Source organism: Arthrobacter sp. Rue61a, assembly GCF_000294695.2.
Taxonomy (GTDB): Bacteria; Actinomycetota; Actinomycetes; order Actinomycetales; family Micrococcaceae; genus Arthrobacter; species Arthrobacter aurescens_A.
This window is the reverse complement of sequence record NC_018531.1, coordinates 1,190,733-1,217,095: the sequence shown is the minus strand read 5'-3', so window position 1 is coordinate 1,217,095 and position 26,363 is coordinate 1,190,733. Positions and strand designations below refer to the sequence as shown.

At 62.0% G+C, this 26,363-nt stretch carries 24 protein-coding genes; 13 read left to right on the top strand and 11 right to left on the bottom strand.

The window, feature by feature from the left end; translation table 11 throughout:
* Positions 1-75: 75 nt before the first annotated feature.
* Positions 76-1,185, top strand: a complete 1,110-nt coding sequence (locus ARUE_RS05695) for a trypsin-like serine peptidase (protein ID WP_014921044.1) — start codon at positions 76-78, stop codon at positions 1,183-1,185.
* Between the two features lie 85 nt (positions 1,186-1,270).
* Here the strand turns inward: ARUE_RS05695 and purH are convergent, their stop codons facing one another.
* Positions 1,271-2,941 carry a bifunctional phosphoribosylaminoimidazolecarboxamide formyltransferase/IMP cyclohydrolase gene (gene purH, locus ARUE_RS05690; protein WP_014921043.1) on the bottom strand — a complete coding sequence of 557 codons (1,671 nt, stop codon included), beginning with the start codon at positions 2,939-2,941 and terminating at the stop codon, positions 1,271-1,273.
* 288 nt (positions 2,942-3,229) lie between these two features.
* On the bottom strand, positions 3,230-4,204 hold the full coding sequence (locus ARUE_RS05685; RefSeq protein ID WP_014921042.1) for an endonuclease domain-containing protein: 975 nt from the start codon (positions 4,202-4,204) through the stop codon (positions 3,230-3,232).
* Between the two features lie 202 nt (positions 4,205-4,406).
* On the opposite strand from ARUE_RS05685, the gene ARUE_RS05680 reads away from it, so the two are divergent.
* Genes ARUE_RS05680 through ARUE_RS05670 form a run of 3 tightly spaced genes read left to right on the top strand, consistent with a single transcriptional unit; the run spans position 4,407 to position 7,692 of the window.
* The gene (locus tag ARUE_RS05680; protein ID WP_014921041.1) at positions 4,407-5,354 is read left to right on the top strand and encodes an N-acetylglucosamine kinase; all 948 of its coding nucleotides are present in this window, start codon (positions 4,407-4,409) and stop codon (positions 5,352-5,354) included.
* Positions 5,329-6,288 (top strand): N-acetylmuramic acid 6-phosphate etherase, encoded by a 960-nt coding sequence (gene murQ, locus ARUE_RS05675; RefSeq protein ID WP_014921040.1) that lies wholly within the window; start codon positions 5,329-5,331, stop codon positions 6,286-6,288. The genes ARUE_RS05680 and murQ overlap by 26 nt, the downstream gene beginning before the upstream one ends.
* A gap of 51 nt (positions 6,289-6,339) precedes the next feature.
* Positions 6,340-7,692, top strand: a complete 1,353-nt coding sequence (locus tag ARUE_RS05670) for an MFS transporter (protein WP_014921039.1) — start codon at positions 6,340-6,342, stop codon at positions 7,690-7,692.
* A 58-nt stretch (positions 7,693-7,750) separates the two neighbouring features.
* On the opposite strand, the gene purN is transcribed toward ARUE_RS05670, so the two are convergent.
* The gene (gene purN, locus ARUE_RS05665; RefSeq protein WP_014921038.1) at positions 7,751-8,320 is read right to left on the bottom strand and encodes a phosphoribosylglycinamide formyltransferase; all 570 of its coding nucleotides are present in this window, start codon (positions 8,318-8,320) and stop codon (positions 7,751-7,753) included.
* An 11-nt stretch (positions 8,321-8,331) separates the two neighbouring features.
* Here purN and ARUE_RS05660 point away from each other — a divergent pair, with 11 nt between their 5' ends.
* Complete coding sequence (locus ARUE_RS05660; RefSeq protein ID WP_014921037.1) at positions 8,332-8,781, top strand: hypothetical protein; 450 nt, start codon at positions 8,332-8,334, stop codon at positions 8,779-8,781.
* A gap of 39 nt (positions 8,782-8,820) precedes the next feature.
* Here the strand turns inward: ARUE_RS05660 and ARUE_RS05655 are convergent, their stop codons facing one another.
* The 5 genes from ARUE_RS05655 to ARUE_RS05640 all read right to left on the bottom strand — a co-directional run bounded on the left by ARUE_RS05655 (position 8,821) and on the right by ARUE_RS05640 (position 13,218).
* A complete protein-coding gene (locus ARUE_RS05655; protein ID WP_014921036.1) occupies positions 8,821-10,152 on the bottom strand; it encodes a cell division protein PerM in 1,332 nt (443 codons plus the stop codon).
* 474 nt (positions 10,153-10,626) lie between these two features.
* Positions 10,627-11,664 (bottom strand): VOC family protein, encoded by a 1,038-nt coding sequence (locus tag ARUE_RS05650; RefSeq protein WP_014921035.1) that lies wholly within the window; start codon positions 11,662-11,664, stop codon positions 10,627-10,629.
* A gap of 147 nt (positions 11,665-11,811) precedes the next feature.
* Positions 11,812-12,189, bottom strand: a complete 378-nt coding sequence (locus ARUE_RS05645; RefSeq protein ID WP_011773922.1) for a hypothetical protein — start codon at positions 12,187-12,189, stop codon at positions 11,812-11,814.
* Positions 12,186-12,662: a J domain-containing protein gene (locus ARUE_RS23675; protein WP_081589118.1), complete on the bottom strand. Its 477-nt coding sequence runs from the start codon at positions 12,660-12,662 to the stop codon at positions 12,186-12,188. The genes ARUE_RS05645 and ARUE_RS23675 overlap by 4 nt, the downstream gene beginning before the upstream one ends.
* 133 nt (positions 12,663-12,795) lie before the next feature.
* Positions 12,796-13,218: an Hsp20/alpha crystallin family protein gene (locus tag ARUE_RS05640; protein WP_011773920.1), complete on the bottom strand. Its 423-nt coding sequence runs from the start codon at positions 13,216-13,218 to the stop codon at positions 12,796-12,798.
* A gap of 153 nt (positions 13,219-13,371) precedes the next feature.
* Here ARUE_RS05640 and ARUE_RS05635 point away from each other — a divergent pair, with 153 nt between their 5' ends.
* Both ARUE_RS05635 and ARUE_RS05630 read left to right on the top strand, forming a co-directional pair.
* On the top strand, positions 13,372-13,803 hold the full coding sequence (locus tag ARUE_RS05635) for a MerR family transcriptional regulator (protein ID WP_014921034.1): 432 nt from the start codon (positions 13,372-13,374) through the stop codon (positions 13,801-13,803).
* Between the two features lie 343 nt (positions 13,804-14,146).
* Complete coding sequence (locus ARUE_RS05630) at positions 14,147-14,902, top strand: hypothetical protein (RefSeq protein ID WP_014921033.1); 756 nt, start codon at positions 14,147-14,149, stop codon at positions 14,900-14,902.
* 95 nt (positions 14,903-14,997) lie between these two features.
* Here ARUE_RS05630 and ARUE_RS05625 read toward each other — a convergent pair whose 3' ends face one another.
* A complete protein-coding gene (locus ARUE_RS05625) occupies positions 14,998-15,651 on the bottom strand; it encodes an excalibur calcium-binding domain-containing protein (RefSeq protein ID WP_043469882.1) in 654 nt (217 codons plus the stop codon).
* Between the two features lie 230 nt (positions 15,652-15,881).
* Between ARUE_RS05625 and ARUE_RS05620 the strand changes: the two genes are divergently transcribed.
* The 4 genes from ARUE_RS05620 to ARUE_RS05605 all read left to right on the top strand — a co-directional run bounded on the left by ARUE_RS05620 (position 15,882) and on the right by ARUE_RS05605 (position 20,701).
* Positions 15,882-17,051 carry a glycosyltransferase family 4 protein gene (locus tag ARUE_RS05620; RefSeq protein ID WP_043469879.1) on the top strand — a complete coding sequence of 390 codons (1,170 nt, stop codon included), beginning with the start codon at positions 15,882-15,884 and terminating at the stop codon, positions 17,049-17,051.
* On the top strand, positions 17,048-18,430 hold the full coding sequence (locus ARUE_RS05615; protein ID WP_014921030.1) for a UDP-glucose dehydrogenase family protein: 1,383 nt from the start codon (positions 17,048-17,050) through the stop codon (positions 18,428-18,430). Before ARUE_RS05620 ends, ARUE_RS05615 begins: the two co-directional genes overlap by 4 nt.
* 80 nt (positions 18,431-18,510) lie before the next feature.
* Complete coding sequence (locus ARUE_RS05610; RefSeq protein ID WP_286140271.1) at positions 18,511-19,047, top strand: RBBP9/YdeN family alpha/beta hydrolase; 537 nt, start codon at positions 18,511-18,513, stop codon at positions 19,045-19,047.
* Between the two features lie 367 nt (positions 19,048-19,414).
* Complete coding sequence (locus ARUE_RS05605; RefSeq protein ID WP_014921028.1) at positions 19,415-20,701, top strand: MFS transporter; 1,287 nt, start codon at positions 19,415-19,417, stop codon at positions 20,699-20,701.
* Here the strand turns inward: ARUE_RS05605 and ARUE_RS05600 are convergent.
* Both ARUE_RS05600 and ARUE_RS24625 read right to left on the bottom strand, forming a co-directional pair.
* Entirely contained in the window at positions 20,698-21,951 is a 1,254-nt protein-coding gene (locus ARUE_RS05600; protein WP_011773912.1) for an APC family permease, read from the bottom strand. The two genes, ARUE_RS05605 and ARUE_RS05600, sit on opposite strands and share 4 nt — an antisense overlap.
* 21 nt (positions 21,952-21,972) lie before the next feature.
* Positions 21,973-24,531 (bottom strand): helix-turn-helix transcriptional regulator, encoded by a 2,559-nt coding sequence (locus ARUE_RS24625; RefSeq protein ID WP_043469876.1) that lies wholly within the window; start codon positions 24,529-24,531, stop codon positions 21,973-21,975.
* A gap of 588 nt (positions 24,532-25,119) precedes the next feature.
* Between ARUE_RS24625 and ARUE_RS23670 the strand changes: the two genes are divergently transcribed.
* Together ARUE_RS23670 and ARUE_RS23665 are read left to right on the top strand one after the other, a co-directional pair.
* Positions 25,120-25,668: a hypothetical protein gene (locus tag ARUE_RS23670; protein WP_162486123.1), complete on the top strand. Its 549-nt coding sequence runs from the start codon at positions 25,120-25,122 to the stop codon at positions 25,666-25,668.
* Positions 25,669-25,734: 66 nt separating this feature from the next.
* Positions 25,735-26,361: an ABC transporter ATP-binding protein gene (locus tag ARUE_RS23665; RefSeq protein WP_081589117.1), complete on the top strand. Its 627-nt coding sequence runs from the start codon at positions 25,735-25,737 to the stop codon at positions 26,359-26,361.
* Positions 26,362-26,363: the final 2 nt, after the last annotated feature.

Sequence of the window (26,363 nt, the reverse complement as noted above, 5' to 3'; positions counted from 1 at the left end):
GGCCCCGTGAGGTGAGCTCGTGTCACCACGCAACGCTGCCACTCGACAAGAAGTGACAGCCAATTATCACAAACTATGAAACATCTCTTTACAAACTTGTCATACGTTGGGTACCTTCAATCACGTCAGTCGGCGGTCGCCATCACTGGCCGCCTCACTCCCTCGATAGGTAGGAACAACGTGACAAAAACCAAGACCCTGGCCACAAGCCTGCTGAGTCTGTCCGCTGCCGCAATCCTGGCGCTGGTTGGAACCACCAGCGCCAATGCGGCTCCGGTAAACACCACAGACTCCAGCGGCGCTGCGGTCAGCAGCCATGTAGTGTCGGACGCCGGCGCTGCAGACTACTGGACACCCGAACGCATGAAGAACGCCAAGTCCGGCGAGATCCTTGCCGCCAAAGCACTGGAACGCGGCAAGCTCCTCAACCTCGGCAAAGCCCCGGTCATTGAAGCCCCGGGCGCCATCAGCAGCATCGCCGGACAGCCGGCAGCAACCGACTCCAAAACCATCGATCGGAAGGTGAACCAGAGCGAAACGCCGGTCAAGCACATCGGCAAGATCTTCTTCACCCTGGGCGGCTCCAACTACGTCTGCTCAGGCAACTCCGTCACCGCAGCCAACAAGAGCACCGTGTCCACCGCCGGACACTGCCTCAACGAAGGCCCCGGCGCCTACGCCACCAACTTCGTCTTCGTTCCGGCCTACCTCAACGGTGCAGCACCCTACGGGAAGTGGACGGCAAAGGCGCTGTACGCCCCCACCCAGTGGGCCTCCAACGGCAACATGCAGTACGACACCGCGTTCGCCGTCATGAACACCCTCAACGGCCAGCGCCTCGCCGACGTCGTAGGCTCCTCCGGCGTCCAGTTCAACGCCGCACGCGGCCTGAGCTACAAAGCCTTCGGATACCCGGCCGGCTCGCCCTTCAACGGTGAATCGCTCAAGAGCTGCTCCGGCAAGGCCACCAACGATCCCTACAACCCGCAGTTCAACAGCCAGGGAATCCCCTGCAACATGACCGGTGGTTCCTCGGGCGGTCCGTGGTTCATCGGCACCAGCTCCACCGGTTACCAGAACTCCGTGAACAGCTACGGATACGGCAGCAACTCCACCACCATGTACGGCCCGTACTGGGGCACCGTGATCCAGTCCACGTACAACACTGCAGCGGCGGCTTCATAACCGAATCAGCAAGTCCCTGTTAAATACGACGGCGGCCGTCCCCTACCGGGGGCGGCCGCCGTTGCGTTGTGGGTATCCCCGCTGGTTAGTGGAAGAAGTGGCGTGCGCCCGTGAAGTACATCGTGATGCCGGCAGCGTTGGCTGCGGCGATGACTTCCTTGTCACGGACGGAACCGCCCGGCTGGACGACGGCGCGGACGCCTGCGTCGATCAGGATCTGCAGGCCATCAGCGAACGGGAAGAACGCGTCCGAGGAAGCAACGGCACCGCGTGCACGCTCAGGTGCGTCGCCGCCGCTGGCGTTTGACGCGCCGCCCGCACCTTCGACGTCGGACTCCACCTTCACGCCCAGCGTGTTGGCGCGCTCGACGGCCAGGCGGCAGGAGTCCAGGCGGTTGACCTGGCCCATGCCGATGCCCACGGCTGCACCGTGGTTGGCGATCAGGATGGCGTTCGACTTGGCAGCGCGGCAAGCAGTCCATGCGAAGGCGAGGTCCGCGAGGGTTGCGTCGTCGGCGGCTTCGCCGGCTGCAAGGGTCCAGTTGGCGGGGTTGTCGCCGTCGGCGTCTACCTTGTCGCTCATCTGGACCAGGACGCCACCGGAAACCTGGCGCATCTCGGAGGGGTAGCGGCCGTAGCCCTCGGGCAGGGCGAGGAGGCGGATGTTCTTTTTCTTGGAGAGGATCTCCACGGCTTCGGGCTCGAAGTCCGGGGCGATGACAACCTCGGTGAAGATGTCGGCGACCGTGCGGGCCATGCCTGCAGTGACGGTGCGGTTCGCGGCGATCACGCCACCGAAAGCGGAGACGGGGTCGCAGGCGTGGGCCTTGGCGTGGGCGTCGGCGATCGGGTCTGCAGCGTCGGCGGAACCAACAGCTACGCCGCACGGGTTGGCGTGCTTGATGATCGCGACCGCGGGCTCCGCGAAGTCGAAGGCAGCGCGGAGGGCGGCATCGGCGTCGACGAAGTTGTTGTAGCTCATGGCCTTGCCGTGCAACTGGTCGGCCTGGGCGATACCGGCGGGGGCAGCCTTGTCCACGTACAGTGCGGCCTGCTGGTGCGGGTTTTCGCCGTAACGGAGGACCTCTGAGCGTTCCAGGGACAGGCCGGCGTAGGCGGGCCAGTCGATGATGCCGTCGCCGTCTTCGTCCAGGAACTGGCTGGCCGTCCATGAAGCAACAGCGTTGTCGTAGCTCGCGGTGTGCGCGAAGGCCTTGGCGGCAAGGCGGCGGCGGGTGTTCAGGTCGAAACCGCCGTGAGCGGCGGCGTCGACTACTGCGCCGTAGAAGTTGGGGTCCGTGACGATGGCGACGGCGGCGTGGTTCTTCGCAGCCGAACGCACCATGGCGGGGCCTCCGATGTCGATCTGCTCAACGACGTCATCCTGTGCTGCGCCGGACTTCACGGTCTCGACGAACGGGTACAGGTTCACCACCACGAGGTCGAACGTTTCGATCTCCATACCGGCCAGGGTGTCCATGTGGGCCGGGACGCGGCGGTCGGCCAGGATGCCGCCGTGCACGCGCGGGTGCAGGGTCTTGACGCGGCCGTCCAGCATTTCCGGGGAGCCGGTGACTTCTTCGACTTCCTTCACCGGGATGCCTGCGGCGGCGATCTTCTTGGCGGTGGAGCCGGTGGAAACAATGGCGACGCCTGCTGCATGCAGGCCCTTCGCGAGCTCCTCCAGTCCCGTCTTGTCGTAAACCGAGATCAGTGCACGGCGGATGGGAACACGGTCAAGCTGCGTCAAGCTCACAAAAGTCTCCGTCTTAGTTCGCGTAGATATCGCGGGTGGTGGGGATACGGAGAGTTTATCGTGTTTCGTTGCCGCCCCGGTTTTACGTCCTCGTGGGCCCTGCGTTACGAGGCCCGCTCTGCACCCTCAACCCACCCCATTCCCTGCACACCACGGCCCCACAAATTGCGCCCCAGCGTTGCGAGGCCCGCTCTGCACCCACAACCCACCCATTCCCCTGCACACCAGGCCCCACAAATTGCGCCCCAGCGTTGCGAGGCCCGCTCTGCACCCACAGCCGTGCGCGAATTACGACGCCGGGCCTCGCCACCCGCGCGACACCAACGCGTCGCGCACCTTACGTTCGGCGTTAGCCCATCCACCTTTCATCTGGACATCGGAGAATCTGAGCACGATCCAGCCCATAGCTCGAAGCCGGTCGTCACGTTCGATGTCCTTACCCCACTGCACGGGGTCGGAGCGATGATGGTCACCCTCATACTCCATGGCAATTTTGTACTCCTTGTACTGGAGGTCCGGCGTGGATATGTACCTACCGTGTTCATCGAAGACGGGCTGTGTGACCGCTGGCTCCGGCAGTCCGGCGTCGACGATTTTCAACCGCAGCCGGGATTCCTGCGGAGAGTCGACGCCATCGCGCAGCAGCGGCAGAATCTCCCGGGCCATCCTGATTCCCTTGACCTTGGGTCGTCGGTCAATGACTTCCTGGATCGCCTCGATCGAGGACAACGGATTCTCCCGGGCCAACAGAAAGTCTCCGGCGGCCACAAGCGAAGACCGCCCCATGTGCCGCGCCAGATCCATCCAGGTCCACTCCGGCGAAGTCAGTTGGATCCCGTTAACCACGTGAACATCCCTGGCCAAGAGCGGAGCCCGATGCCCGACCACACCGCGACGCTTGACCCGCCCAATTTCGTGTCGTCGCGTCACATGAATAACGCCGTTCTTGGCCTCCTCCTCCAGATATATCGGAAGCGGGATCGACCAGAGGAGCGCAGAGGTCACGTGGCTGGCCGCGCATCTGGGAGTGACGGCCGTGTGCAGCCGTGCAAGTAGCGCCACGTTGGGGCTATCGCTCCGGCTCACCCGGATTCCGCGGCTGGGTGTGACGAGACTTGCCGATTGCAGCCTCCCGCGTGGCACGCCAGCCGCGTACGCATCGCTGACAAGGAAGCCTTCCGGGTCGATCTCCGACGGCAGTGGCATGGGTTTCCGCATGGGACCATGCTTGCCGGAAACGGTCAGCGGCGTTGCGTTATCCACAGATTTGGCCCCTGAGAGGCGCTGCGACTATTCCTCCACAGAAGTTGCGCGCGCGTTGCGAGGCCCGCTCCGCACGCTAAGCGCAAGCCATACCCTGCAGATCAGGCCTCGCAACAGAGAGCCCACCCACTGCGAGGCCCGCTCCGCACGCTAAGCGCAAGCCATACCCTGCAGATCAGGCCTCGCAACATAGGGTTGATCCATGGAAGCCACCGAGGTTGTTCTTGCTGCCGATGTAGGGAAGAGCCGTTGCCGCGTAGAGTTGCGCAGCGGTACGGAGTTGCTGGGTGCCGCCGACCAGCATGGTTTCCCCGGGGTGCACGTGGATAACGGGCCTACCCTCGCGTTCGAACTCCTCCTCGAGACGGTCAGCTTGTTGCCGCCAGGGCTTCCCGTCGGTGCGATCACCAGCGTTGGTGCGGCCGTGGCAGGCGTCGAAGCATCCGCGGAGAAGTCGCAGGAACTCGCCGCCATGTTGGCTCAAAGGTTCAGCGTGCCTGCGGCGGTCCTCTCCGATGCCACGGCCGCCCAACTCGGCGCGCTCCAAGGCGCCCCCGGTACCACGCTGATCGTGGGCACAGGTGCCGTGGCCTTCCGCTTCGATGAGGCCGGTGTGCTGCACCGGGCTGACGGCTGGGGACCCTACCTTGGTGATCGCGGCAGCGGTCGATGGATCGGTCAGCAGGGACTCCAGGCAGTTCTTGAAGCGCACGACGGCGGCCCTGCTACGTCGTTGTCAGCCGCGGCTGGCGCTCTGGTGGACTCGGCGGAAATGCTTCCCGGGTGGCTCGCCGCGAACGAGAACCCCTACCGGGCAATGGCCCGCTTCGCGCCGCTGGTTCTGCACGCAGCGGAGGCGGGTGACGCCGTCGCACATGACATCATCGGCGAGGCTTGCCGCATCCTGACCCACACGGTGAAGCTTGCATCCGGCGGCGACGAGGGCGGCACACCCCGCGTGGCGATGCTGGGTGGTGTGGTGGGATCGGACTTCTTCGCGGCGCTCTTGCGGAAGTCCCTCGCTTCGGCTGGGATTGAGGTGGTGGCCCCGCTCGGCGATGGCTTGGACGGTGCTGCCCTCGCTGCGACGCGCCGCGGGCTCATCCAGGAAAGGTACATCCACCGTGACGGAACAAACTGGCCCGACTAGCCCCACTGACGCGGACAAACTCGCGGGCCTGCGCACGGAACTCGCCGGATTGCAGACCGAGGCCACAGCCGAGGGGTTGGACAATCTGGACATCCTGGGCACCGAAGAACTCGTTGCCGCCATGCTTGCCCACAGTGCAGGAGTACACGCTGCCGTTGAGGCCGCGAGTCCCGCCATTGTTCAAACGGTCGACGCCGTTGCGGAGCGACTCCAGCGCGGGGGCCGCCTTTTGTATGTGGGAGCCGGAACGGCCGGACGTCTGGGTGTGCTCGACGCGAGCGAGTGCCCGCCGACGTTCGGCACCCCGCCGGGACTCGTCGTCGGACTTATTGCCGGCGGTGTACAGGCCATCCAGAAGCCGGTGGAGTACGCGGAAGACAACGCTACGGCGGGCGCACGCGACCTGCACGATATCAACGTGACCGAAGCCGACGCCGTCGTGGGTATTACAGCCTCGGGCCGGACGCCTTACGTGATCGGTGCGCTGGAAGAAGCACGGAAGCGGGGCGCGTTTACGGCGTCGCTGGCGTGCAACAAGGGCTCGGCGGTGAGTCATCTGGCGGATGCCGCGATTGAGGTGGTTGTGGGTCCGGAGTTCATCGCAGGTTCCACCAGGCTGAACTCCGGCACGGCCCAGAAACTTGTCCTCAACATGATCAGCACGTTGGTGATGGTCAAGCTCGGCAAGACGTACGGGAACCTCATGGTGGATCTGCGTGCCACAAACGAGAAGCTGCTGGCGCGCTCACAACGGACGGTTCAGCACGCCACCGGCGTGTCCGCCCAGGAAGCTGCCACGGCTTTGGACTCTGTGGGTGGTTCGGTCAAAGCGGCCATTTTGGTGCTCCTGACAGGCATCGAGGCTGGTCAGGCCAAGGGAGCTTTGGAAGAAGCCGGCGGTTTCCTGCGGAGGGCCATCGAGAACCAGAAGTAACGCGGACGGCGGTGCTCGCCCCAGCGCATAAAGTTGCTTGCAGGAGGGCAAATGAATACATACACAGCCGTGCCCAGCGGCGAACAAGTTGTGCAGGAATTGCCATGGCGGTGGAAAGTCCAAGGCAGGATTTTCCTGATCGGCGGGCTCGGCTTCATGTTCGACGCCTGGGATGTGACGCTCAACGGCATCCTGATTCCGCTGCTGTCCAAGCACTGGTCGCTGCAACCGGCTGATGCCGCGTGGATCGGCACGGCCAACCTGATCGGCATGGCGGTGGGTGCATTCGCGTGGGGAACCATCGCGGACACCATCGGGCGCAAGAAGGCGTTCACTGCCACCCTCCTGATTTTCAGCATCTTCACGGTTCTGGGTGCATTCGCCCCGGACATCGTGTGGTTCTGCATCTTCCGCTTCATGGCCGGCTTCGGCCTGGGGGGCTGCATTCCCGTGGATTATGCGCTGGTGGGTGAGTTCACGCCCCGCAAGCAAAGGGGCAAGGTGCTCACGGCCATGGATGGGTGGTGGCCGATCGGCGCCGCGCTCTGTGGATTCATCTCCGCCGGACTGGTTGCCGTTTTTGGCGACTGGCGGCTCACCATGCTGATCATGGTGCTGCCCGCGTTGTTGGTTTTCTGGGTTCGACGTTCGGTTCCGGAGTCGCCGCTGTTCCTGATCCGTGCGGGCCGCCGTGCTGAAGCTGCGGCGGTGATCGACGGTTTGGTCGAGGCCACCGGCGCCGAGCCCCGCGCGTACAGCCTGCCCGAACCGCAGGCCGCGCCGCGACTCTCCCCCGGCAGCGCGTGGGCCCAGTTGCGCCGGATTTGGCAGTTCAACTGGAAGATCACCACGGCGGCCTGGGCCCTGTTCTTCAGCATTCTGTTGGTCTATTACTTGTCCCTGACGTGGATGCCCCGGATCCTCATCGGTGCCGGATTCGAGGAGTACAAGGCGTTCGTCACGACGGCGAGCATGGCCGCCGTCGGACTTTTAGGCGTGGTGGTGGCAGCGCTGCTGGTGGAGCGTGTGGGCCGCAAGTGGATCCTGGCCATCACCGGCCCACTGTCCGCCTTGACTCTTGTGATCGTGGCCTTTGTGGTGGATGTGCCGTCGGCTGCTGTGTTCTGGCTGCTGGTGTTCGGCTTCGTGGTCCAGGTGGCCATCCCGGTGCTTTATGCGTACGTGTCCGAGCTGTACCCCACCGAACTTCGCGGTTCCGGCTTCGGCTGGGCTTCGACGTTCTCCCGCATCGGGGCAGGCTTCGGTCCGCTGGTGTTTGCCTCGTTCTTCTGGCCGGAGTTCGGGTTGGCGCAGTCGTTCGCTATGGCCGGTGGTCTGGTGCTGCTGTCCGTGCTGTGGATGGCGTTCTTCGCCCCGGAAACGAAGCAGCGCGAACTCTCCTAACCCAAACGGAGCCGCATTAGTGGTTGTTCCCAGCCCTGGGAACAACCACTAATGCGACCTAATTGGGTGCCGCGGCGAGGTCCGCCAAGGTCTGGACCAGGAGGCGGCGCTCCACTACCTTGATGCGCTCGTGGAGGGTTTCTTCTGAGTCCTCGGGAAGAACGGTCACGGCTTCCTGGGCAATGATGGGGCCTGTGTCCACGCCGGCGTCGGCCCAGTGGACGGTGCAACCAGTGACCTTCACGCCGTACGCGATTGCGTCGCGGACTCCGTGGGCGCCCGGGAACGACGGTAGCAGCGCGGGGTGGGTGTTGACGTACTTGCCACCGAAAGCGTTGATGAAGTCCTCGCTGACGATCCTCATGAAACCGGAAGAAACCACCACGTCGGGCTTATAGGACAGGACCTTGTCGCGCAAGGCGGAATCCCACTCGGCGCGGGTTTCGAAAGAGTTGAAGTTGACCACGAAGGTCTCAATGCCGGCCTCGTCGGAGCGCTCCACACCGTACGTATCGGGCCGATCGGCGCCCACAGCAGCGATCTCGACATCCAGTTCACCCGACTTCACGGCGTCGATGACTGCCTGAAGATTTGAACCGGTACCGGAGACGAGGACAACAATGCGCATTGCACTAGCTTATGGGCGGCTCGCGTAGGCTGGAAAACATGAATCCCGACGTCGGTCCCAGGCCGAGCCAGCAACCCCGCTCCGAGGCCGAAAAGTCCGCCCTCGGCGTGACCCAGAACCTTTTCCGCGCTTTCCTTTTGACGGCTTTGGGCGCGTTCTTCGTGTTCTCCCTGAACGTGAATTATGTGTGGTTGAGCGCCATCCTGACACTTGCAGGCTTGGTGTTGGGCATCGTCGTTTTAGTACGGACGCTCAAGCACAAGCACCCGAAGCTGATGCTTTTCGGCACCATCTCGGGCCTGGTTGTCACGGCCGTCATGTGCCTCCTGATCCTGACGTCCGCGCTCTTCTTCAACCAAGTCAGCACCTACCAGGACTGCTCACGCTCGGCGCTCACGGAGTCCGCCAAGACACAGTGCCTCACGCAGCTCGAGAACTCGATGCCGGGACCGTTGCGATAACACCGCTGCGGCACCTCAGCGCGAGCTGAACGAACCCGCTCAGGCGTGTTCGTCGTCGTACGCTGCTTCGTCGAGATTCGCTTCGCGGAGCTTCTGGCGGCGTTCCAGCCACGGCCCCACTGCGTAACCAATCACGACGCCGATGCCCACTTCGGCGGCCAGCCAGACCGCCGTCCACAGCGGGTGGGGTCCGATTTCCGTGAGCCGTCCAATGCCGGCGGAACCGCGCGCGATCCATGCCAAGGCCCCGGCAAGAAGCCCGGCAACGGCGCCAATGAACGCGCCCAGGAACAGTGTGGAAACGGTGGCTGTGAACCAGCGGGCTTTGATCTTGATGGAAAGCCACTCGTCAAAGTGGTTCTCGCCTTCGCGCAGGAACCACCAGCCCGCCAGGATCCCGGCGACGACGGGCAGCGCGAGGGCCATTGCACCGAACTCGAGCTGTCCTGCAGGAAGTGCGCCAAGGACCGGTACGGCTGGAAGTGGTCCCACCGCGGTGCCCAGCGGACCCGCGGTGGAACCGATACCGAGCGAGAATCCGGCGCCGGTGGACCAGGACAGGGCAAAAATGACCAGGTTGGGCAGGAAGCCGAGCTGCGCGATGGTGAGTACGGCTCCGCCCAAGGCACCGGCTTGGATACCTTCGTAGACGGCGATAATGTCCGTCCAATGCCACACGATGGTCACGGCCAGGAGCAGTGCGGCCAAGCAGACGGCAGCCATCGTCGCTACGAAGCCAGCCTTCAACGCCGAGCCCACATACGAGCCCGCCCACCGGGAATGCTGGCTGGTCTTCGCGAGCCAGGCGACGGCGTCGACGCCGATCAGGCGGCTCCACGAGCCCGCCTCACGTCGGGCGCCCACGATCATGCCGAGGCCGAACGAGATCAGCGGAATGGTCATAGCGAACCAAAGGTTGATGACAACCTCCGGGGTTCGGCAGACGAAGCCGGTCGCCGTGCCGAATGCTGCATAGACCACGAACGCGCCAAGGAACGCCTGCCACAGCTGGTCTGTGTACGAGGCCCGGGCAAGTCGGCGGCCCGCCCGCCATGCGAGCAGGAACGGTATAAGCGTCAGGCCGAGCGGAATGAGCGACAGCAAACCCGAACCGGGTTGGGCCGCAGTGCCGAGGTTGACGTGCGCCAGTTCCAACGGGACACCGTGGATCAACAGCCAGGCTTGCCCGGCCAAGCGCGCCAAGGCGTCTACGTTCCGGTTCTGGAACCCGTCGGTGGCCCACACCCCCACCAGGGGCAGGACCACAACAATGGCTGAAATGAACGCTGCCTGAGCCGCTTCCAAACCACCCTGCAGCCAAAGGGGCATCGGGAGGTCACGGTTTCCGGTCTGATCAGCGCGCAGTTTCATCGTGATCTATCGTGCCACGGTGCGCAGCACTCCCCCGGCAGGCGCCCCTGAAATACCGCGAATTCCAGCGCTTTTTGCCATGGGCCGCCGTAAAATTGGAGGTGTTCTCCCGGGACGGAGCCCTCAATGACCTCCTCAGCTCCGCCCAGCCCTGCGCAGACTTTGAAAGGCCCGGAAACAATCGAAGCCGGGAACTAGGAGCGGCCAATGGATAGGTGTCACAACTAACAACAGAAAGTCGTACTAGCAGCTGGTGCAGCCGCCTTGGATTCTCTCCATAGGCTGCACCAGCCTTCTTTTGTGTGCTCGCCCTTAGTTCCCTCGCCGAGGGGTTAGCTCTCAGCACTTTGAGGGGTTGGATCCCGCGCCGAGGGGTTAGCTCTCAGCACTTTGAGGCCAACTTACTGCCGAGAGCTCGCCCCTCGGCGACAAGGGTTAATGCTCGACAGCGGGTGGCCGCCTTAGTGCCGAGAGCTAACCCCTCGCGAAGAAGTCCACGCCCGACACGTACTCCATGGCTTTCACGAACTTCGGATCCCCAGCGCGGGCATAGGCCTCTTCCCCAGTGAGCTCAGCAACGCGGCTGTGGATCCACCAGAGATTCCCCAGCGGATCGCGAACCCGGCCCACTTCTTCGCCCCAGAACATTTCGGTCATGTTCGTAACCGCCGTGGCACCGGCGGCGAGTGCGGCAGCGAAGGTGGCATCGCCGTCGTCGACGTAAACGCGGAGGAAAGCCGGAGTCGGAGGCCAGTCAGGGCGCGAGTCGAAGGCCAGGACGTTCGAGTCACCGATTTTCGCCTCAGCGTGCCCAATAGAGCCGTCCTCCATGGGCACGCGAAACGCTTCCTGGGCGCCGAAAGCAGCAGTGATGAAGTCGAGGAGCTCCGGCGTGCTGCGCGTAATGATCCACGGTTCCACTGATCGGTACCCTGCCGGAACGGCACGGATTCCGTCGGCCCGGACCAGCGGGGCCATTGCCTTGACCTCGTCCGGGACCGGCGCATCGGGTTGGCCCGTCATGTGCCGGCGGAGGGACTCCACTGCGTATTCCATGCCCGCCGTGTACTCGGGAGCCTCCCAACGGCTGGCGGCTTCGTCGTCCGACACGTCCTCCATGTGCGACATGATCCACCAGACATTCCCCAGCGGATCCTCGATGCGGGCGCCTCTGTCACCCCAAGCGCTGTTGTCGAGGACCGAAACGATGGTTGCGCCCGCCGCGAGGGCGGCGTGGAAGGCGGCATCGGCGTCGTGCGTGTAGAGGCGGAGGTACGACGGCGTTGCGGGCCAGTGCGGTCGGCTGTCGAAAGCGAGGACGACTGAGTCGCCAATCCGCGCCTCCGCGTGCCCAATGCTGCCGTCCTCACCGACGACGCGGTCGATCTCCTCCGCTCCGAACGCTGCCGTGATGAACTCGAAGAGGGCGTTGGTGTCCCGGGTGATAAGCCAAGGGCTGATGCTGGAGTAGCCGGTGGGAACTGTACTGATGCTCGGGTTTGCCGCGGTCATGTCCGTGTCCTCTTGGTTCGGATTCCGTGGTTTCAGGCTACGACTGGTTGAGGTCAGGATGCGTCCGCTTTACTCCCGTCGAGGGGCGGGATCTCGGGGCTTTGGAGCTCGCTTTCGGTCGAGATCCAACCCCTCGCGCCTACCCTGCTATAGCTGGGGCCCGTAAATGAACTCCTTGGCATGGTTGACGGCCTTCTTGAAGGCGTCGTTGCGGAGCGTCACTTGCTCGCGGCTGGCTCCGCTGCTGGGTTCCATGAACGTTGTGGGGCCGGGGCGGAGCATCCAGATATCGCCCGCGGGCGGCAGGTAGAACACGCCGAAGGAGCGGTGCTCGGGGTCATCGGTCCAAATCGGCACGACAGCCACCGCAGCCCCGGTGTCCGGGTTGATCCACTGGGCGCGGGGCATGGGCTGTTCGTGGACTTCGGGATCCAGGAACGGGGCCGTCCCTCTCCCCCAGCGTTTCTCGAACCGTTCGTAGAACGCGGGGATGATGTGGCCGTCGTACGGACGCCAAGCGCTCATGAATTTCTCCTTCGGGTTCTAAAGGGCGATGGTTCCCAACGTGCTGGTCCAAACGAAAGCGGTGACTGTTCGGGTCCCGAAGCCCCAGGCTCAGACCGGTGGAAGCGGACTTTCACCGGCGTTCCGCCCGTACCGCCGGGCGTCCGCCGCGCACTGTCGTATGCCGCCCGCCTCCCTGGGTCCGACAAAACGACGTACGCCTGCATGATGGCGTGCAGTTCCTGGAGGTCGGCCGCGGAGGTGGTGTCGCCGTCGTCGACCTTTTGGCGTGTGTCCGGGTGGCGGGTCCGTAGCAGCGTGCGGTAGGCGCGGGTGATCTCCCGGGCCGTCGCGTCCGGCGACACGTGGAGAGTGGCGTAGTGGTCAGGTTGGGTGCTCAATGCTGTTCCGGTTTCCTGCTGCGGGTTGGCGATGGCCCCCGGCCTGGACCGGGGGCCATCAATCGGGAGACGACGGGCGGGGGTCGCTTTCATGTGCGCTAAAAAACGCTGTGACGTGGCGCGAGGCCTGCGCCCAACTATTCCGATGCGGCCGCCTCCGTTGTTCCCGGCTGGCGCCCTGCCGGTCGGCCACCCCCGGGTGAGCCTTCCGGCAGGGCGGACGGGATTAGGCGTTGATTTCCTGCCTCTGCCCGTTGGATTGGATCTCGATGCGCCGCGGCTTGGCCTTTTCGGCGACTGGGATGCGGAGTGTGAGTACCCCGGCGTCGTAGCTGGCCTGGACGCCGTCGGTATCCAAGGTGTCACCAAGGATGAGTTGTCGGCTGAAGACGCCTTGGGGGCGCTCGGCGGCGATCATTTCGGTGTTCTCTCCCGCGGGCGACTTGCGTTCGGCCTTGACCGTGAGGACGTTGCGTTCGACGTCCAGGTCAACGGTCTGGGGATCCACCCCTGGCAGATCGAAGGCAACAACGAATTGTCCGTCCTCCTGCCATGCATCCATCGGCATTCCGGCCGGGCGTGCTGTTGTGCCAAAAACCTGTTGGGCGAGCCTGTCGAATTCGCGGAACGGGTCAGTGCGCATCAGCATTTGGTTCTCACTCCTTTGGTCTTGATGCTGATTCTGTTGTTCGTACCAGCCTGCTCGATCCTGCTTGATCTGTGATGGCTGGTATAGATTTTTTATAGCACCGGTGAGAGAGTGGATGCAAGTAGTTTTCTGGAAGATTTTTGGAGGTTCTTGATGGCAGCTTCGGATGGTCAGACTGCCGCTGAAGAGTACGACGGCGGACTGGCGGCTTCTGGTGCGGACGGCACCTCTGGCGCGGGCCTGGGTGCGCGCGGCGTCTACGCGATCTCGGTAGCTGCGGAGCTCGTAGGCACAGGGCAGCAGAACATCCGGCAATACGAGCGCAAGGGCCTGCTCACCCCGGACAGGACCGACGGCGGCACGCGCCGCTACAGCGAAAGTGACCTTGCGACGCTGCGCAGGATCGGGGTGCTGTTGGATGAGGGGCTGAACCTGGCCGGGGTGAAGCTGGTGCTGGAGCTCGAGGCGGAGAACCGGGGGCTGACGGAAGACAACCGCGGGCTTGCTGAGCATAACGAGGAGCTCAGGGCGGACAACAAGGGACTGCGGAAGGATCTGAAGCGGGCGCAGGGTGGCACGGCCTGACATCATCTTGCCCGCGAGAGAGAGCCGGGTTAGGCATGGGAGCGAGAGCCTGATCCCTTTTCGCAAGTAAATGAAAGTGCGGGTTCAGATAAAGAAATAGGCGCGAGTAGTTAAGTTATTGAAAAGCAATTTTATGCATCGTGTCTAGAGGGGACATAATCCCCTGCTCTGCAATAGTGATGCCATGACAACTCCAGAGTCTCCGGGCACAGACCCGCATCAGCCTCCGCCCCATTCTCAATACCCCCAATACTCGCAAGGTCATCCTCAATACGCCCAAGGCCCGGGCGCAACTCCGTACACCGTCCCGAGGCCGCCAGCAGGCACGAAGAAACAGCTAAATGTGATCGGTCTAATTGCACTCATAACAGCTGTACTGGGATTCATCTTCGCATGCATTCCAGGCGCTCTAATAGTCGGCTGGGTTTTACTGCCCATTGCATTCATCCTGGCAATCGTCTCCCTCTTCCTGAAAGACAAAGCCAAATGGATGGGCATCACCGCACTGATCACCTCAGTAGTCGGCACGATTGTGGGATTTATTGTCTTTACCGCTGTTGTAGCGAACTCGTTTGACAGCGCATTCGGCAGTGGAGACACCAGAGTTGTGGAGCCATCCAGTGGGGGTGCCGCTGAAGGCGGCTCCGAATCCAACGCATCCGGAGATGCCGGAACGCGTGAAAGCCCGTATCCCATTGGCTCAGTTATCGAGTCCAAAGATTGGAGGGTCGTCATAAACTCCGTCACGTTGGCTGCAACAGATGCAGTAGTAGGGGCGAGCCCCATTAACGAAGCCCCGGCGGCTGGGTCCGAGTACATCCTGGTCAACTACTCCGCTACTTATCTTGGTGATGACGCAAACGGCCAGATGCCGGCATTCGTATCCGTCGAATACGTCACCGCGGACGGCAATACTGTCAACGCGTTCGACAAGTTGATCGTCGCCCCCGATCCAATCGACACTACGGGCACGCTGTACAAAGGTGCTACGGCTACTGGAAATGAAGTCTTCGAGGTTCCTAGCGCTACTGCGGGACAAGGGGTCCTCGCTGTCCGCGCCGGAATGCTCGGTGACAAAGTGTTCGTAGCCACCAAATAGACAGACAACCCGTGAGCTCGCAGCACCAATAGCCCCCACGCATAGCGATGGCCACCCCTAAACGGAGTGGCCATTGCTATACACGCTAGCGAGTTTTACTTGTCGCAGCCCCAGCCGTCCCCATCCCTATCAAGGTGACTTCCGTACCCTGGCTGGCTGATATGAATCGGGGCCGCACCTGCGGCTCGAACGGCTGCGCAGTTGGCGTAGGAGACAGCTGCGGGCGCGGCCGGCGGTGCCACAACAGGAGGTGCCTCCACCACCGGCGGGGCCACGGGAGCCACCACAACGGGTGGGGCTTCCACTACGGGCGGAGCGACAGGAACGACCACGACTGGTGGCGCCTCCACTACCGGGGCCACTGGGGCAACCAAGGGAACCGGCGCCTGCGTCGGAGTGGGTGTCGGGGTAGCCGTCTCATCAGTGAGATGTTTGACTCCAAGCTTTATGGTCGACCCCTCAGCCACGTTGGTCTTGCCGACAGGATCTTCGCTGACCACCTGCCAGTTCTTTTTGACGATGATTGATTTGCCATCGTTCACATCTGTGGCCTCGACCTTCAGCCCGAGGTCCTTCAACTTATCGGTGGCCTTGTCGAGGGTCAAGCCGACGACGTCCGGCAATTCGACAGTACGATCCGCGGCGGCAGATGCAGCCGCCGTTGCCGGTGATTGGCTTGAGGCCTGTTTGGTCGCGCAGCCGGTCAGCATAAGACCGGTGAGCACAATTAGTGCGAGTGTTTTCTTCAAGATGCCCCCTACTTGCAGCGAGACCGGGGATGTCGGGAAGGGCGGGTTTGCCAGATGCTTCCCTAGGACTCGCTAGGAATTCAAGATACCAGCGCATGTGATGCAACTATTGTTCCGCCCAAGTGTTACGAAATTGCCCGAGCCACCCAACCCACCTGTTAACCCACTCTTCCCCCACAAGCCACCCGTTCGAACCCACAAAGCCAACCACCGCGACCACCGTTGTAGGCGTGAGGATCGCAATCGTCGCCGAATCATTCCTGCCACTGATGAATGGGGTAACCCATTCGATACTGCGGGTGCTGGAGCATCTGCAGGAGCGCGGAGATGAGGTGATGGTGATCGCGCCGTCGACGTCGGACACTGATGTTTCGAGCGTCGAGAAGGGTGCGTATGTGCACCGGCTTCCTTCGGTGCCGCTGGCCGGTTACACGAATGTGCGGGTTGCGTTGGGTGGTGTGAATCGGGTCAAGCGAATCCTTGCCGATTTCTCCCCCGACGTCGTACACCTCGCTTCCCCGTTCGTCCTCGGCTGGCGCGCCGTGCAGGCCGCCCATCAGCTGGGCATCCCGACTGTCGCGATCTACCAAACAGAGGTTCCCAGCTACGCCGCCCGCTATGGCGTGCCGTTCCTGGAGAACTGGGCTTGGAACCGTGTGGACAACATCCACCTTCTGGCCACCCGAACCCTTGTGCCGTCTACGTTCGCGCTGAACCAGTTGCGCGGGCGCGGCATCTTGCGCGTGGACATGTGGCGTCGCGGTGTGGATACCGTGCGTTTCAACCCCGCTAAGCGTTCGACGGCGTGGCGCAGCTCGGTAGCGCCCGACGGTCACCGCATCATCGGCTACGTTGGCCGTCTCGCTGTTGAAAAGCAGGTTGAGGATCTCGCTGTGCTGGCTGATTTGCCGAACACGAAGCTGGTCATCGTGGGCGATGGCCCGCAACGGGAAGCTCTCCAAGCAGCTCTGCCGAACGCACATTTCGCCGGTTTCCTTGGCGGCGAGGCACTGGCGCAGGCTGTCGCGAGTTTCGACCTCTTTGTCCATCCCGGCGAGTTCGAAACGTTCTGCCAAACCATTCAGGAAGCCATGGCATCCGGCGTTCCCGTGGTGGCGACTGGCCGTGGCGGCCCCTTGGATCTCGTGGAGAATTCGCGCACGGGTTGGCTTTACGAACCCGGAAACCTTACCCAGTTGCGCGGTTACGTGCAGGACTTGATCGGCGACGACGCCAAGCGCCGCGCGTTCGCCTCGGCAGCAACAGCGTCGGTACAGGGCCGGACGTGGCCAGTGCTCAGCGCAGACTTGGTGCGCCATTACAACGAAGTCATCGCTGGCGTGCCCATCGGAACATCCGGGCCCAGCGAGTTCACCTCAAGCAAAGGACCCTCCTCATGAAGATCTCCGTGATCGGTTGCGGCTACCTCGGCGCTGTCCATGCCGCGACGCTCGCTTCGATGGGCCACACCGTGGTGGGTATCGACGTCGACTCCTCCAAGGTTGAGCAGCTCAACAAGGCGCTGGCACCGTTCCATGAACCCGGCCTGGACGAGCTGCTCAAGGACGGTCGCACCACCGGCCGGCTCATGTTCACCACAGACTTCGCTGCTGCCGCGGATGCGCAGGTCCATTTCCTGTGCGTTGGCACCCCGCAGTCCAAGACATCCGATACAGCCGACCTCTCCTACCTCATGGGCGCTACGAAGAGCCTCCTGCCGCACCTGGCCAAGGGTGCCGCCGTCGTCGGTAAATCAACAGTGCCAGTAGGCACGGTGGAAACGCTCCGCGCGGTTCTGGCCCGACGCTCGGACGTGCTGCTCGGCTGGAACCCTGAGTTCCTGCGCCAGGGCACGGCCGTCAAGGATTCCCTGGTTCCCGATCGCCTGGTTTATGGCGTTCCCGGCGGCAAGGGCGCCGCCGGAGCCCCCGTTACCGCCGTGTTGGACGCCGTGTACGAGCCGCTGATCTGCGCCGGCATCCCGCGTCTGGTCTGCAATTTTGCGACGGCGGAGCTGATCAAGTCGGCGTCGAACGCCTTCCTGGCCACAAAGGTCAGCTTCATCAATGCGATGGCTGAGCTGTGCGACGCGTCCGGCGCTGACGTGAGCGAGCTGAGCGAGGCGATGGGCCTGGATCCGCGCATCGGCAACCGGTACCTGCATGCCGGGCTCGGCTTCGGTGGCGGCTGCCTGCCCAAGGACATCCGCTCTTTCCGTGCCCAGGCGCGCGAACTCTCTGTGCCGTCCGTGGATGAGTGGATGGGCTTGGTTGATTCGGTGAACCTGGACCAGCGTTCCCGGGCAGTGGAGGTGGCCCGCGAAATGTGCCCTGGTTTCCTGTCCGGCCGCACGGTGACCATCCTCGGCGCCGCTTTCAAGCCCGACACCGACGACATCCGCGACTCCCCCGCCCTGGACGTCGCCCAGCAACTCGCCGCAGCCGGAGCACACGTGACCGTCACCGACCCCAAAGCCATCAACAACGCCTGGATCCGCTACCCGCAGATCCGCTTCGAAGCCTCCACCAAACGCGCCCTCGAAGACGCCGAACTGGTCCTGCTGCTCACCGAATGGGACGAATACGTTTCGCTTTCGCCTTCTGAAGTTGGCACGTTAGTACGACGCCGGATGGTGCTGGACGCTCGCAACGTACTGGACGCTGAGGCCTGGCGGAGTGCGGGGTGGACCGTCCGCGGGTTGGGGACGGGCGCTTCGGTTGTTGCCGCGGAGAACGGCGAGGCGAAGCGCGCGGATAGGAAGAAGCACGCGGCACGCTAACCTGACTGAACCTCCTCCACATCTAGCGTCGGTGTCCCTTCGGGAGGACGATGTTGCCGACGGCTAGTTCGGAGGCTCCAATGCACGTGGTGGTAGTTCCAGGTATCAACGGCTCGGATGCTGACCACTGGCAGTCGCACTGGGAACGGTCCAGCACCGATTGGAAACGGATTGCTCCAGCTTCTTGGGATCAGCCAGAAGTCGACGACTGGGTTGCAGCTTTGGACGCGGCCGTGGGAGATACCAAACCCGTCTTGGTCACGCACAGCCTGGGCTGCCTTGTCGCTGCGCAGTGGAGTCTCGCGAACGCAGGCCGCGTGGCAGGGCTGTTTCTTGTAGCAGTCCCGGATCCTTTTGGCCCCAATTACCCTGAGAGTGGCCCTCGTTTCGGTGACGACTTGTACGGCCGCATTCCCATTCCAACCGTCCTGGTCACCAGCAGGAATGACCCCTATTGCCCCCCCGAGCGTTCACGGGAGTTCGCAGACACGTGGGGTGCTTCCCAGATCGATATCGGTCCCCGTGGGCACATCAATTCAGCGAGCGGATTGGCGGACTGGCAGGAAGGACGCAATCTGCTGACGGCGTTTGCGGCAGGTCTCTCGGTGCAGGGTTAGCGCACTGGGTCAGCCGGCGCCGCCCCTCCCGCACCGCACGTCTTCGGCTCAAACCCCTAGCCGGTCCCGAGGAGCACCTAATTTTCCTCGGGCAACCCCTAATTGCGTCGTATCTGCCACCTAGTAGCCGGTTTCTGACACCTAGTGCCGGAAACCGCCCATAGTCTCTTCATGTGCCTCTGGAGCGGGAGTCCCGGTGTCCGGCGGGAGCCCCACCCGTTCCTGGCGTATGAGGCACAAAGGCACGGTCCCACCTGACAACCCCCGGGTGGGGCCGTGCCCAGCCGGAACGCTGTAAGTCGTCACAGGGGTTAACGAGAACGATTATTGATAATCTCGAACGAGTCGCCGCCAAGGAAAGCCGTTCATGAAACCCGCCACCAGTTCCGCAGAAACACCGCTCCTTACCGAGGAACTGGGCTCACCACCGGCCAGACCCAATCCGAAACTTCTGCTGTCCAGCCAGCTCATCTTCAACATCGGGTTCTATTCCGTGGTGCCGTTCATCGCACTCACTATGGCCAACGACTTCGCCATGAGCGCAGTTGCCATTGGCGTCGTCCTGGGAGCCCGGACCTTCGCTCAGCAAGGAATGTTCCTGGCGGGTGGCGCCATCTCGGACCGGTGGGGCGCCCGGTACACGATGGTGGCGGGGTGCATCGTCCGGGTGTGCGGCTACTTGCTCTTGGCCGCGGCCGACAATTTCAGCCTCTTTCTGGCGGGCGCAATCGTCACAGGGATCGGTGGAGCATTGTTTTCGCCGGCGCTCGAGAGCCTGGTGGCGGCTGCGGAGGAACGGCGAGCGCCTTCCGGGGAGCACCGCCCCACCCTCTTCGCTTCGCTGGTGATCGTTGGTGAGTTCGGTGCAGTGGCAGGGCCGTTACTCGGAAGCCTCCTCTTGGGTTTCGGCTTCGAAGTGTCCCTTTACGTTGCCTCTGGGATCTTCGCGATCATGGCGTTGATCTTTTGGCGCTTCCTGCCACGTGACGGGAAGCGCGGACACGACCACCTCAAGTCGGTACCGAAACACCAGCTTTTGGCCTGCTTGCGGGATAAGCGCTTTGTGGCGTTCGCATGCTTCTTTAGTGTCAGCCTTTTGGCCCACAACCAGTTGTACTTCGGCTTACCGGTGGAGCTTCGACGCAGCGGACTCGACGCCGGTGCTCTCGGCTTCGTGTTCGCCTACGCGTCGCTGCTGACGGTCACCTTGCAGTGGCCGATCGCCAAGCTTATGCGCCGCTTCGGTGAACGCAATGCACTCACCTTGGGCCTGAGCCTGAAGGCCACCGGATTCGCATCGGTCGCTGTGCTGGCTACCCAGCCACCCATCGCAACCGTGCCGGTACTACCTGCTTTGACTCTGGTCACCGGGCTCTGCCTTGGCAACATGTGTGCGACTCCTACGGCGATGAGGCTCGTTATGGACTTCGCCGGTGGCCGGCCGACCGGCGCCTACTACGGACTGCTCGCCAGTTGCGGCGGCGCCATGGTCCTTATCGGAAACACGGCCATGGCTCCTCTTTACGAGTTTGCTGACCAGTCGTCGACGGCGGCAGGCTCGCCATGGCTTTTCACCGGCGTTCTCGCTGTGGTCTCGGCTGTTGCGATTCGCCGATTCTTGCCGGTTGCAAACCAGGCCAAGGTGATCAGCTAGCGGCTGACCCTCAACCGGATGACCCTGTACGCAATGCCAACCGCGAACATCAGCACACCCAAAGCGGCAGACACAGGCGGCAAAGTGACAACAAGGACCACGCAGGCAATACCGCCCGCCACTTGCAGGAACTTCGGGTAGCGGCGGTCCTGGGACGGCTGCGTGTAGGCGGCGATGTTAGCCACCAAGTAGTAGAGCAGCACTCCGAATGATGAGAAGCCGATTGCGCCGCGGAGATCAGCCACCGCAATAATTACACAGATCACCACGGCTAGCGTGACCTCGGCACGATGCGGGACTTTATAGCGGGGATGTACTGCGGAGAGCCAGTGCGGCAGATCGTGTTCGCGGGCCATGGCCAGGCTCGTCCTTCCAAGTCCTGCGATGAGTGCCAGCAGCGCACCCAGAGAGGCTACAGCAGCACCAACGCGGACTACGGGCGCAACCCACGCCCAGGTGCCGGCACTCACGGCATCGGCCAACGGCGTCGGTGTAGCAGCCACGCCTTCGGGGCCCAGAGCCGCCAGCAAAGTAACCGCTATGGCAGCGTAGATGACAATGGTGATTCCCAAGGCAATGCCGATCGCCCGGGGTATGGTGCGCTTGGGCTCGCGGACTTCCTCACCCATCGTCGCGATCCTTGCGTACCCCGCAAACGCGAAGAACAACAGCCCCGCTGATTGCAGGATGCCGTACCAGCCGTGTGCCAACAGCCCCTCCCCCACGAAACTGCCGAAGTCAGGGCCTGAGCCACCCCAAACGGCTGCGACGGCAATCGACAGGGCAGCAAGCACAGCTATCACCAACACGCGGGTCAACCCGGCTGTGCGCGTCACCCCGTGATAGTTCACTGCGGTCAAAACCACGACGGCGGCAATCGCCACCGCACGTTCCCAACCTTGTGGTGCGGCATAGGCGGCGAAGGTCATGGCCATGGCCGCGGCACTCGCCGTCTTTCCGATGACGAATCCCCACCCGGCCAGAAACCCGGGCCAAGGGCCGAGTCGTTCACGACCGTATATATAGGTACCGCCGGAGGTCGGATACGCCGCAGCGAGCTGGGCTGAGGACGTGGCATTGCAGAACGCGACGAACGCGGCCACTACCAAACCGATGAGCAGTCCTGATCCCGCGGCTGCAGCGGCTGGGGTGAAGGCTGCGAAAACACCGGCACCGATCATGGACCCTAAGCCGATCAGCGATGCGTCGAACGTGCCCAGTCGGCGGGCCAAAGCCGGAGAGTTGCTCACGAAAACCCAGCCTATCCCGCGTCAGCGTGGCGGAAGTGAATTCCCCACCAGCATGAAAAGACTGTTGCGGGATGTGGCGCCCGTCTTCCGCAAGGCGTTTGAGATGTGGTTCTCCACTGTCCTGGCACTGATGCGCAAGTGTTCCCCGATCTCCACGTTGGTGTGGTGTCCGGCCAGGATGGCTACCTCGATCTCCCGTTCAGTGAGCGGTGTGGTCCTGAAGGAGTTGAAGGAAAGCTGTTCGTTGGTTGCCGGGAACCGAACTGCGAATATGGACGAAGCCTGCGCCATGGCGTCAGCTGCCGCGGCATCGCCGTCGATCACGTGGCGTTTGAGGGCTCCTCGAAGCAGCATTCCCACTTGGTACGTGTCGATGTCGGGTTCATAGTGCTTGAGAAGCAGCCCGAGCAACTTATTGTCACCTTCAACCACCGCGGTGGCAATGGCTATGAACTGGTCATGAACCGCTACCCCACTATCGCGCAGGATCTTCTGCAATAGATCCAGAACAGGTCGGCCAGGGCATAGGCAAGTGCAGAGCAGTGCAGTCAACATGGCTTCGAGGATGTAGCCGCTCTTCAACTGTCGCCTGATGAGCCTCGTGGCCTTGCGATCGAACGCTGAGGGCTGAGCATTGTTGTGGGCGATGAGCTCGTAAGCCCCCTTGCCGACGCCGGGAAGCGGCCCGACGTCGGGCACTTCCGTCCGCGCCTGCGCGGCGATGGAAAGCTCAGGCAAAATGGCAGATGTTGCGTGCCTGAGCCCAGCGAGCCTGAGCATGGCGTCGTAGAGGGAGTCGACGACGAAACCTGGGCGACCCATCGCAAAGACACTGCTCATGAGGTACTCGGCCTCTTCGAAATGTCCACGGTAGAGGAGGCCATGTGCGGCCACGTAGCTACTTGTGACCACGCCGAACTGGTCCAGGTTCTTGCGTGCTTCGGACCGCCAGTCCAAGGCAAGTACCAAGGACTCCTCTACCCGGCCGGCAGCGAATAGTGCGAAGCCGCGTATGAAAAGGCGGAGATGTGGAAAGGCATCATCGTCGCCTGCGCCGTCTACGGCTTCCAAGGCTGCGGTCGGTTTGAAGCGATATAGCTCCAGCAACCCATGGACCAGGCTCCCCATTCCTGATCCCCGGCCTTCTGAGGCCTCTGGCACCTTGCTGGTGTCCGGCGGCACCCTGCCGTGAGACGCGCTGATGAACAGAATGGCGTTCTCAACTTCAGCTTTCAGGTGGGGATTGTCTCCCGCGAACTTTTGGAGGATGTCGACGGCGGCACTGTGGCCCTGGCCTGTGTGGATCGCAAGCATAGCCTCAGTGATGGTGACAAAGAGAACATCCTTGGGATCTGCGTCGACATCTGTAGTTTCGGTACAGAGCCGGCTCGCGCGTTCAACATCCACTGGCGCACCCCAATAGATCCGGAGCAGCGCCGCCGCATTCGCCGCTGACTTGTTTGCTTCCCAACGTTCACCGCGGATACGTTCGCGGTCCGCGTTGTGCTCGTGGAAGTGGCGGGAGGCGATGGCGTCGTCGTCGCCCTTCTCAAGGCGGAGAGTTGAAAGTACGCGTGTGAGGCTGTCCGTTGTGACCGGCTTCTCCGAAGCTGCTTGCGGAGCAGCTTCAAGAACGCCAGCGATCTTGCTGCGGAGGAGTTTCCGGTCCCGGAGCTTCTTGCTCCCGCGGAAGTAGTCAGCGATGACTGGCGGGCTGATAGCAGCGATCGAACCATTGTGGTGGTCCGCCAGAACAGACAGGAATCCTCTGCGTTCCAAGCCTTCCAGGGCATCCGGGTGAATCACCTTATGGAGCACGTCCACCCTTGCCGTGCCGAGAATCGCCATGATGTGCAGCGCTGTGAACTCGTCAGCGTGCAGCTCAGCCAACAGGGCCTCGAGAGTGCCGCGAAGGTGCTCATTCCAGAGGGTGTCGCCGGCCATGCACCATTGCTGGTCTTTCATGACCAAAAGGTTGCTGAGCGAGGCGGTTTCTGCGATCCGCACGATGAGACGGGGGTTTCCGGCGGACTTGGTGAGGATGCGGGCAGTTGTGTCTGCATCTGCAGGGGCACCAAGAACCTGTGCAATGAGGAGGTGGACTTGCTCGTAGTGAAGCGGATCCAATTGAAGATGCGCCTCGCGACCGTTGTTAAGGACGGCCAACTGCCCTCTGGAGAAAACCCATGTTTCGGGTGCTGTGGCCACCATAGGGCAATCCGACCGCTGCCTCACGGCCTCGAGGACCGCCAGCGATTCACTGTCAACCAAGTGAAGATCGTCAACCACCAGCAGGTGTTTGCCGGCCGTGGCCAACTTGCTCGAGAACACATCCGCGATGTCGAAAACACCGCTGCGGCCTGGCCTGATTTCCAAACCGAGTCCTTTGATGGCCGCGTACGGGATGGTTCGATGCGTGCGGAGACCACTGATGAAGTGAACGGAAACGCCCGTCTTCTCCAAGTTGCTCATGACACTGCGCAGGACTGACGTCTTACCGCTACCCGGTGCGCCGACAACTCTCACTCCGATTCCGCGTGCGACAAAGTCCAGGATTCGTTGAACCTCTGAATCGAACACGCGACCTAGCCTTCTGTTTTTGTGGATGCCCGACATGCGGCTCACTTCGCAGGCTAGATCTTGAAAACGGGACTAGGTGGCAAAACGGCCTTGCACAGACCGTTTTGGGGGTGTCTAGGTGGTGATTTGGGCCAAATTAGGTGCTCGCCGGGCTCGACTAGGGGACTGCGTTGTTCAGAGGTCAGGTGGCGCATGTGGGATGCTCCCTCGGTTCTGTGGGTGGATTACCTTCCACGCTACGGAGAGCCGCGAGTGAGTTACATGGGTGTAGTTCCCTATGTGGATACATGTTCTAGTCAATGAGTTGGATATCGAACATACATCTGATCGACCCATCCCTCGCCTCTCCGCCAACCGGCGATCCCGCCCGATCGAACGGGTCTCCTTCGACTAAGCCCCAAGTTCTAAGACGATTTGACAAAAGAAGGTTTACGGGTCGAGAGTATTGATCACTCACCTGGCAGAGGGTTACAGAGAAGTTTCCAATTGGCGGGTTGAGTTATTTAGCCGAGACACACCATCGCCGCTCGGAGCACTCCAAGTTCGTAGTTTGACCATATGGCGTGCGCAATCAAAGTATTTTCTGCAGTGCAGATCACTTTCATTTGGGGAAACACGAATATGAAATTTCGCACAGTTATCACAGCAATCACTCTGGCAGTCTCCATCGCAACGTTAGCGTCTCCCGCCCACGCTGCTGACGAGCCGGACATCGCGCAAACACTAAAAGACCTGACTGTCCCTAAGTCAGTTTCGAGCACGGGAAGTTCCCAGGGGTTGCGCCTCACGAAAGGAGAACCAACATACTCGACCACCGCAATCGGCTTCCGTCGTGCCAGCTTGTATTCCGGCAACTGGATGCTATTCACTGAAGAAAATGTTGATTTCTATTTCGATTGGAGCAGAGTCACCAGTAGCTACGGGTATCAGCGTGTAGGCGCCTTCGGATTCAACACGGTACAAGCCCTGGGAATTAACCGTAGCTACACGAGTGACTGGGAGCATTCCTACCGCGCCCTAACAGATGCTGGCGTAGGTTCTGCTACACCTTGGGGAAACGTAAATATTTACCATGCCACGGTCATCCAAGGGGCTGCTGTATATGGCGATGGCGCCTGGTCAGCTTGGCAGCAGTAGCGTCCAAAGCATGAGCCGTCAGGGGTCGGTCAGCTCTGGCCGACCCCCTGTCATTGATGAGGATTAATGTTGCACATCACGAATCTCTCCAAGAGCTACGGTCGCAGGAAGATCATCGATAATGTCACATTCAGCATCCCTTCCGCGGGGATTTTTGTTGTCCGTGGCGACAACGGCCACGGGAAGACCACGCTGTTCAAGTGCCTTGCCGGCCTCGAACGATTCAATGGAAATGTTCGCTGGTTGGACACCGATCCGGATGGTCAAATAGCTGCAGCGTTTGATGACTCCGAGGTTCATGGACGACTAACGGGACTGCAAAATCTCAGCATTCTCTTGGATATTTCTCCCAAAGAAGTGTCGGCGGTGCCAGTAGTCAAGCAGTTCATGAGCGATGATCTACTGCGTAGGAGATCATCCTCCTATTCATTAGGGCAAAGAAGAAAACTCAAATTGGCAGCTGCGTTTGCGACCGCAAGACCATGCATTCTGCTCGATGAGCCTGCATCTGGACTCGATGCAGCCGGACGTCGTGCACTTCGTAGATCGTTAGAATCCGTTGCGGCCAAGAAATGCGTCATCATATCTGATCATGAAGATTCGTCTTACCAAGACTTGGTCTCCTCTGAATTCACTATCCGGCAGGGGAAGGTCCACCGCCAGTTAAATTCGAAACAAGAATCTGATGAATAGGT

Coding starts and splice junctions, on each gene's coding strand:
- ARUE_RS05695 (WP_014921044.1), top strand. CDS start 76: ATGAAACATCTCTTTACAAACTTGTCATACGTTGGGTACCTTCAATCA.
- ARUE_RS05680 (WP_014921041.1), top strand. CDS start 4,407: ATGGAAGCCACCGAGGTTGTTCTTGCTGCCGATGTAGGGAAGAGCCGT.
- ARUE_RS05670 (WP_014921039.1), top strand. CDS start 6,340: ATGAATACATACACAGCCGTGCCCAGCGGCGAACAAGTTGTGCAGGAA.
- purN (WP_014921038.1), bottom strand. CDS start 8,320: ATGCGCATTGTTGTCCTCGTCTCCGGTACCGGTTCAAATCTTCAGGCA.
- ARUE_RS05660 (WP_014921037.1), top strand. CDS start 8,332: ATGGGCGGCTCGCGTAGGCTGGAAAACATGAATCCCGACGTCGGTCCC.
- ARUE_RS05655 (WP_014921036.1), bottom strand. CDS start 10,152: ATGAAACTGCGCGCTGATCAGACCGGAAACCGTGACCTCCCGATGCCC.
- ARUE_RS05650 (WP_014921035.1), bottom strand. CDS start 11,664: ATGACCGCGGCAAACCCGAGCATCAGTACAGTTCCCACCGGCTACTCC.
- ARUE_RS05645 (WP_011773922.1), bottom strand. CDS start 12,189: ATGAGCGCTTGGCGTCCGTACGACGGCCACATCATCCCCGCGTTCTAC.
- ARUE_RS23675 (WP_081589118.1), bottom strand. CDS start 12,662: ATGAAAGCGACCCCCGCCCGTCGTCTCCCGATTGATGGCCCCCGGTCC.
- ARUE_RS05640 (WP_011773920.1), bottom strand. CDS start 13,218: ATGCTGATGCGCACTGACCCGTTCCGCGAATTCGACAGGCTCGCCCAA.
- ARUE_RS05635 (WP_014921034.1), top strand. CDS start 13,372: ATGGCAGCTTCGGATGGTCAGACTGCCGCTGAAGAGTACGACGGCGGA.
- ARUE_RS05615 (WP_014921030.1), top strand. CDS start 17,048: ATGAAGATCTCCGTGATCGGTTGCGGCTACCTCGGCGCTGTCCATGCC.
- ARUE_RS05610 (WP_286140271.1), top strand. CDS start 18,511: ATGCACGTGGTGGTAGTTCCAGGTATCAACGGCTCGGATGCTGACCAC.
- ARUE_RS05605 (WP_014921028.1), top strand. CDS start 19,415: ATGAAACCCGCCACCAGTTCCGCAGAAACACCGCTCCTTACCGAGGAA.
- ARUE_RS23665 (WP_081589117.1), top strand. CDS start 25,735: ATGTTGCACATCACGAATCTCTCCAAGAGCTACGGTCGCAGGAAGATC.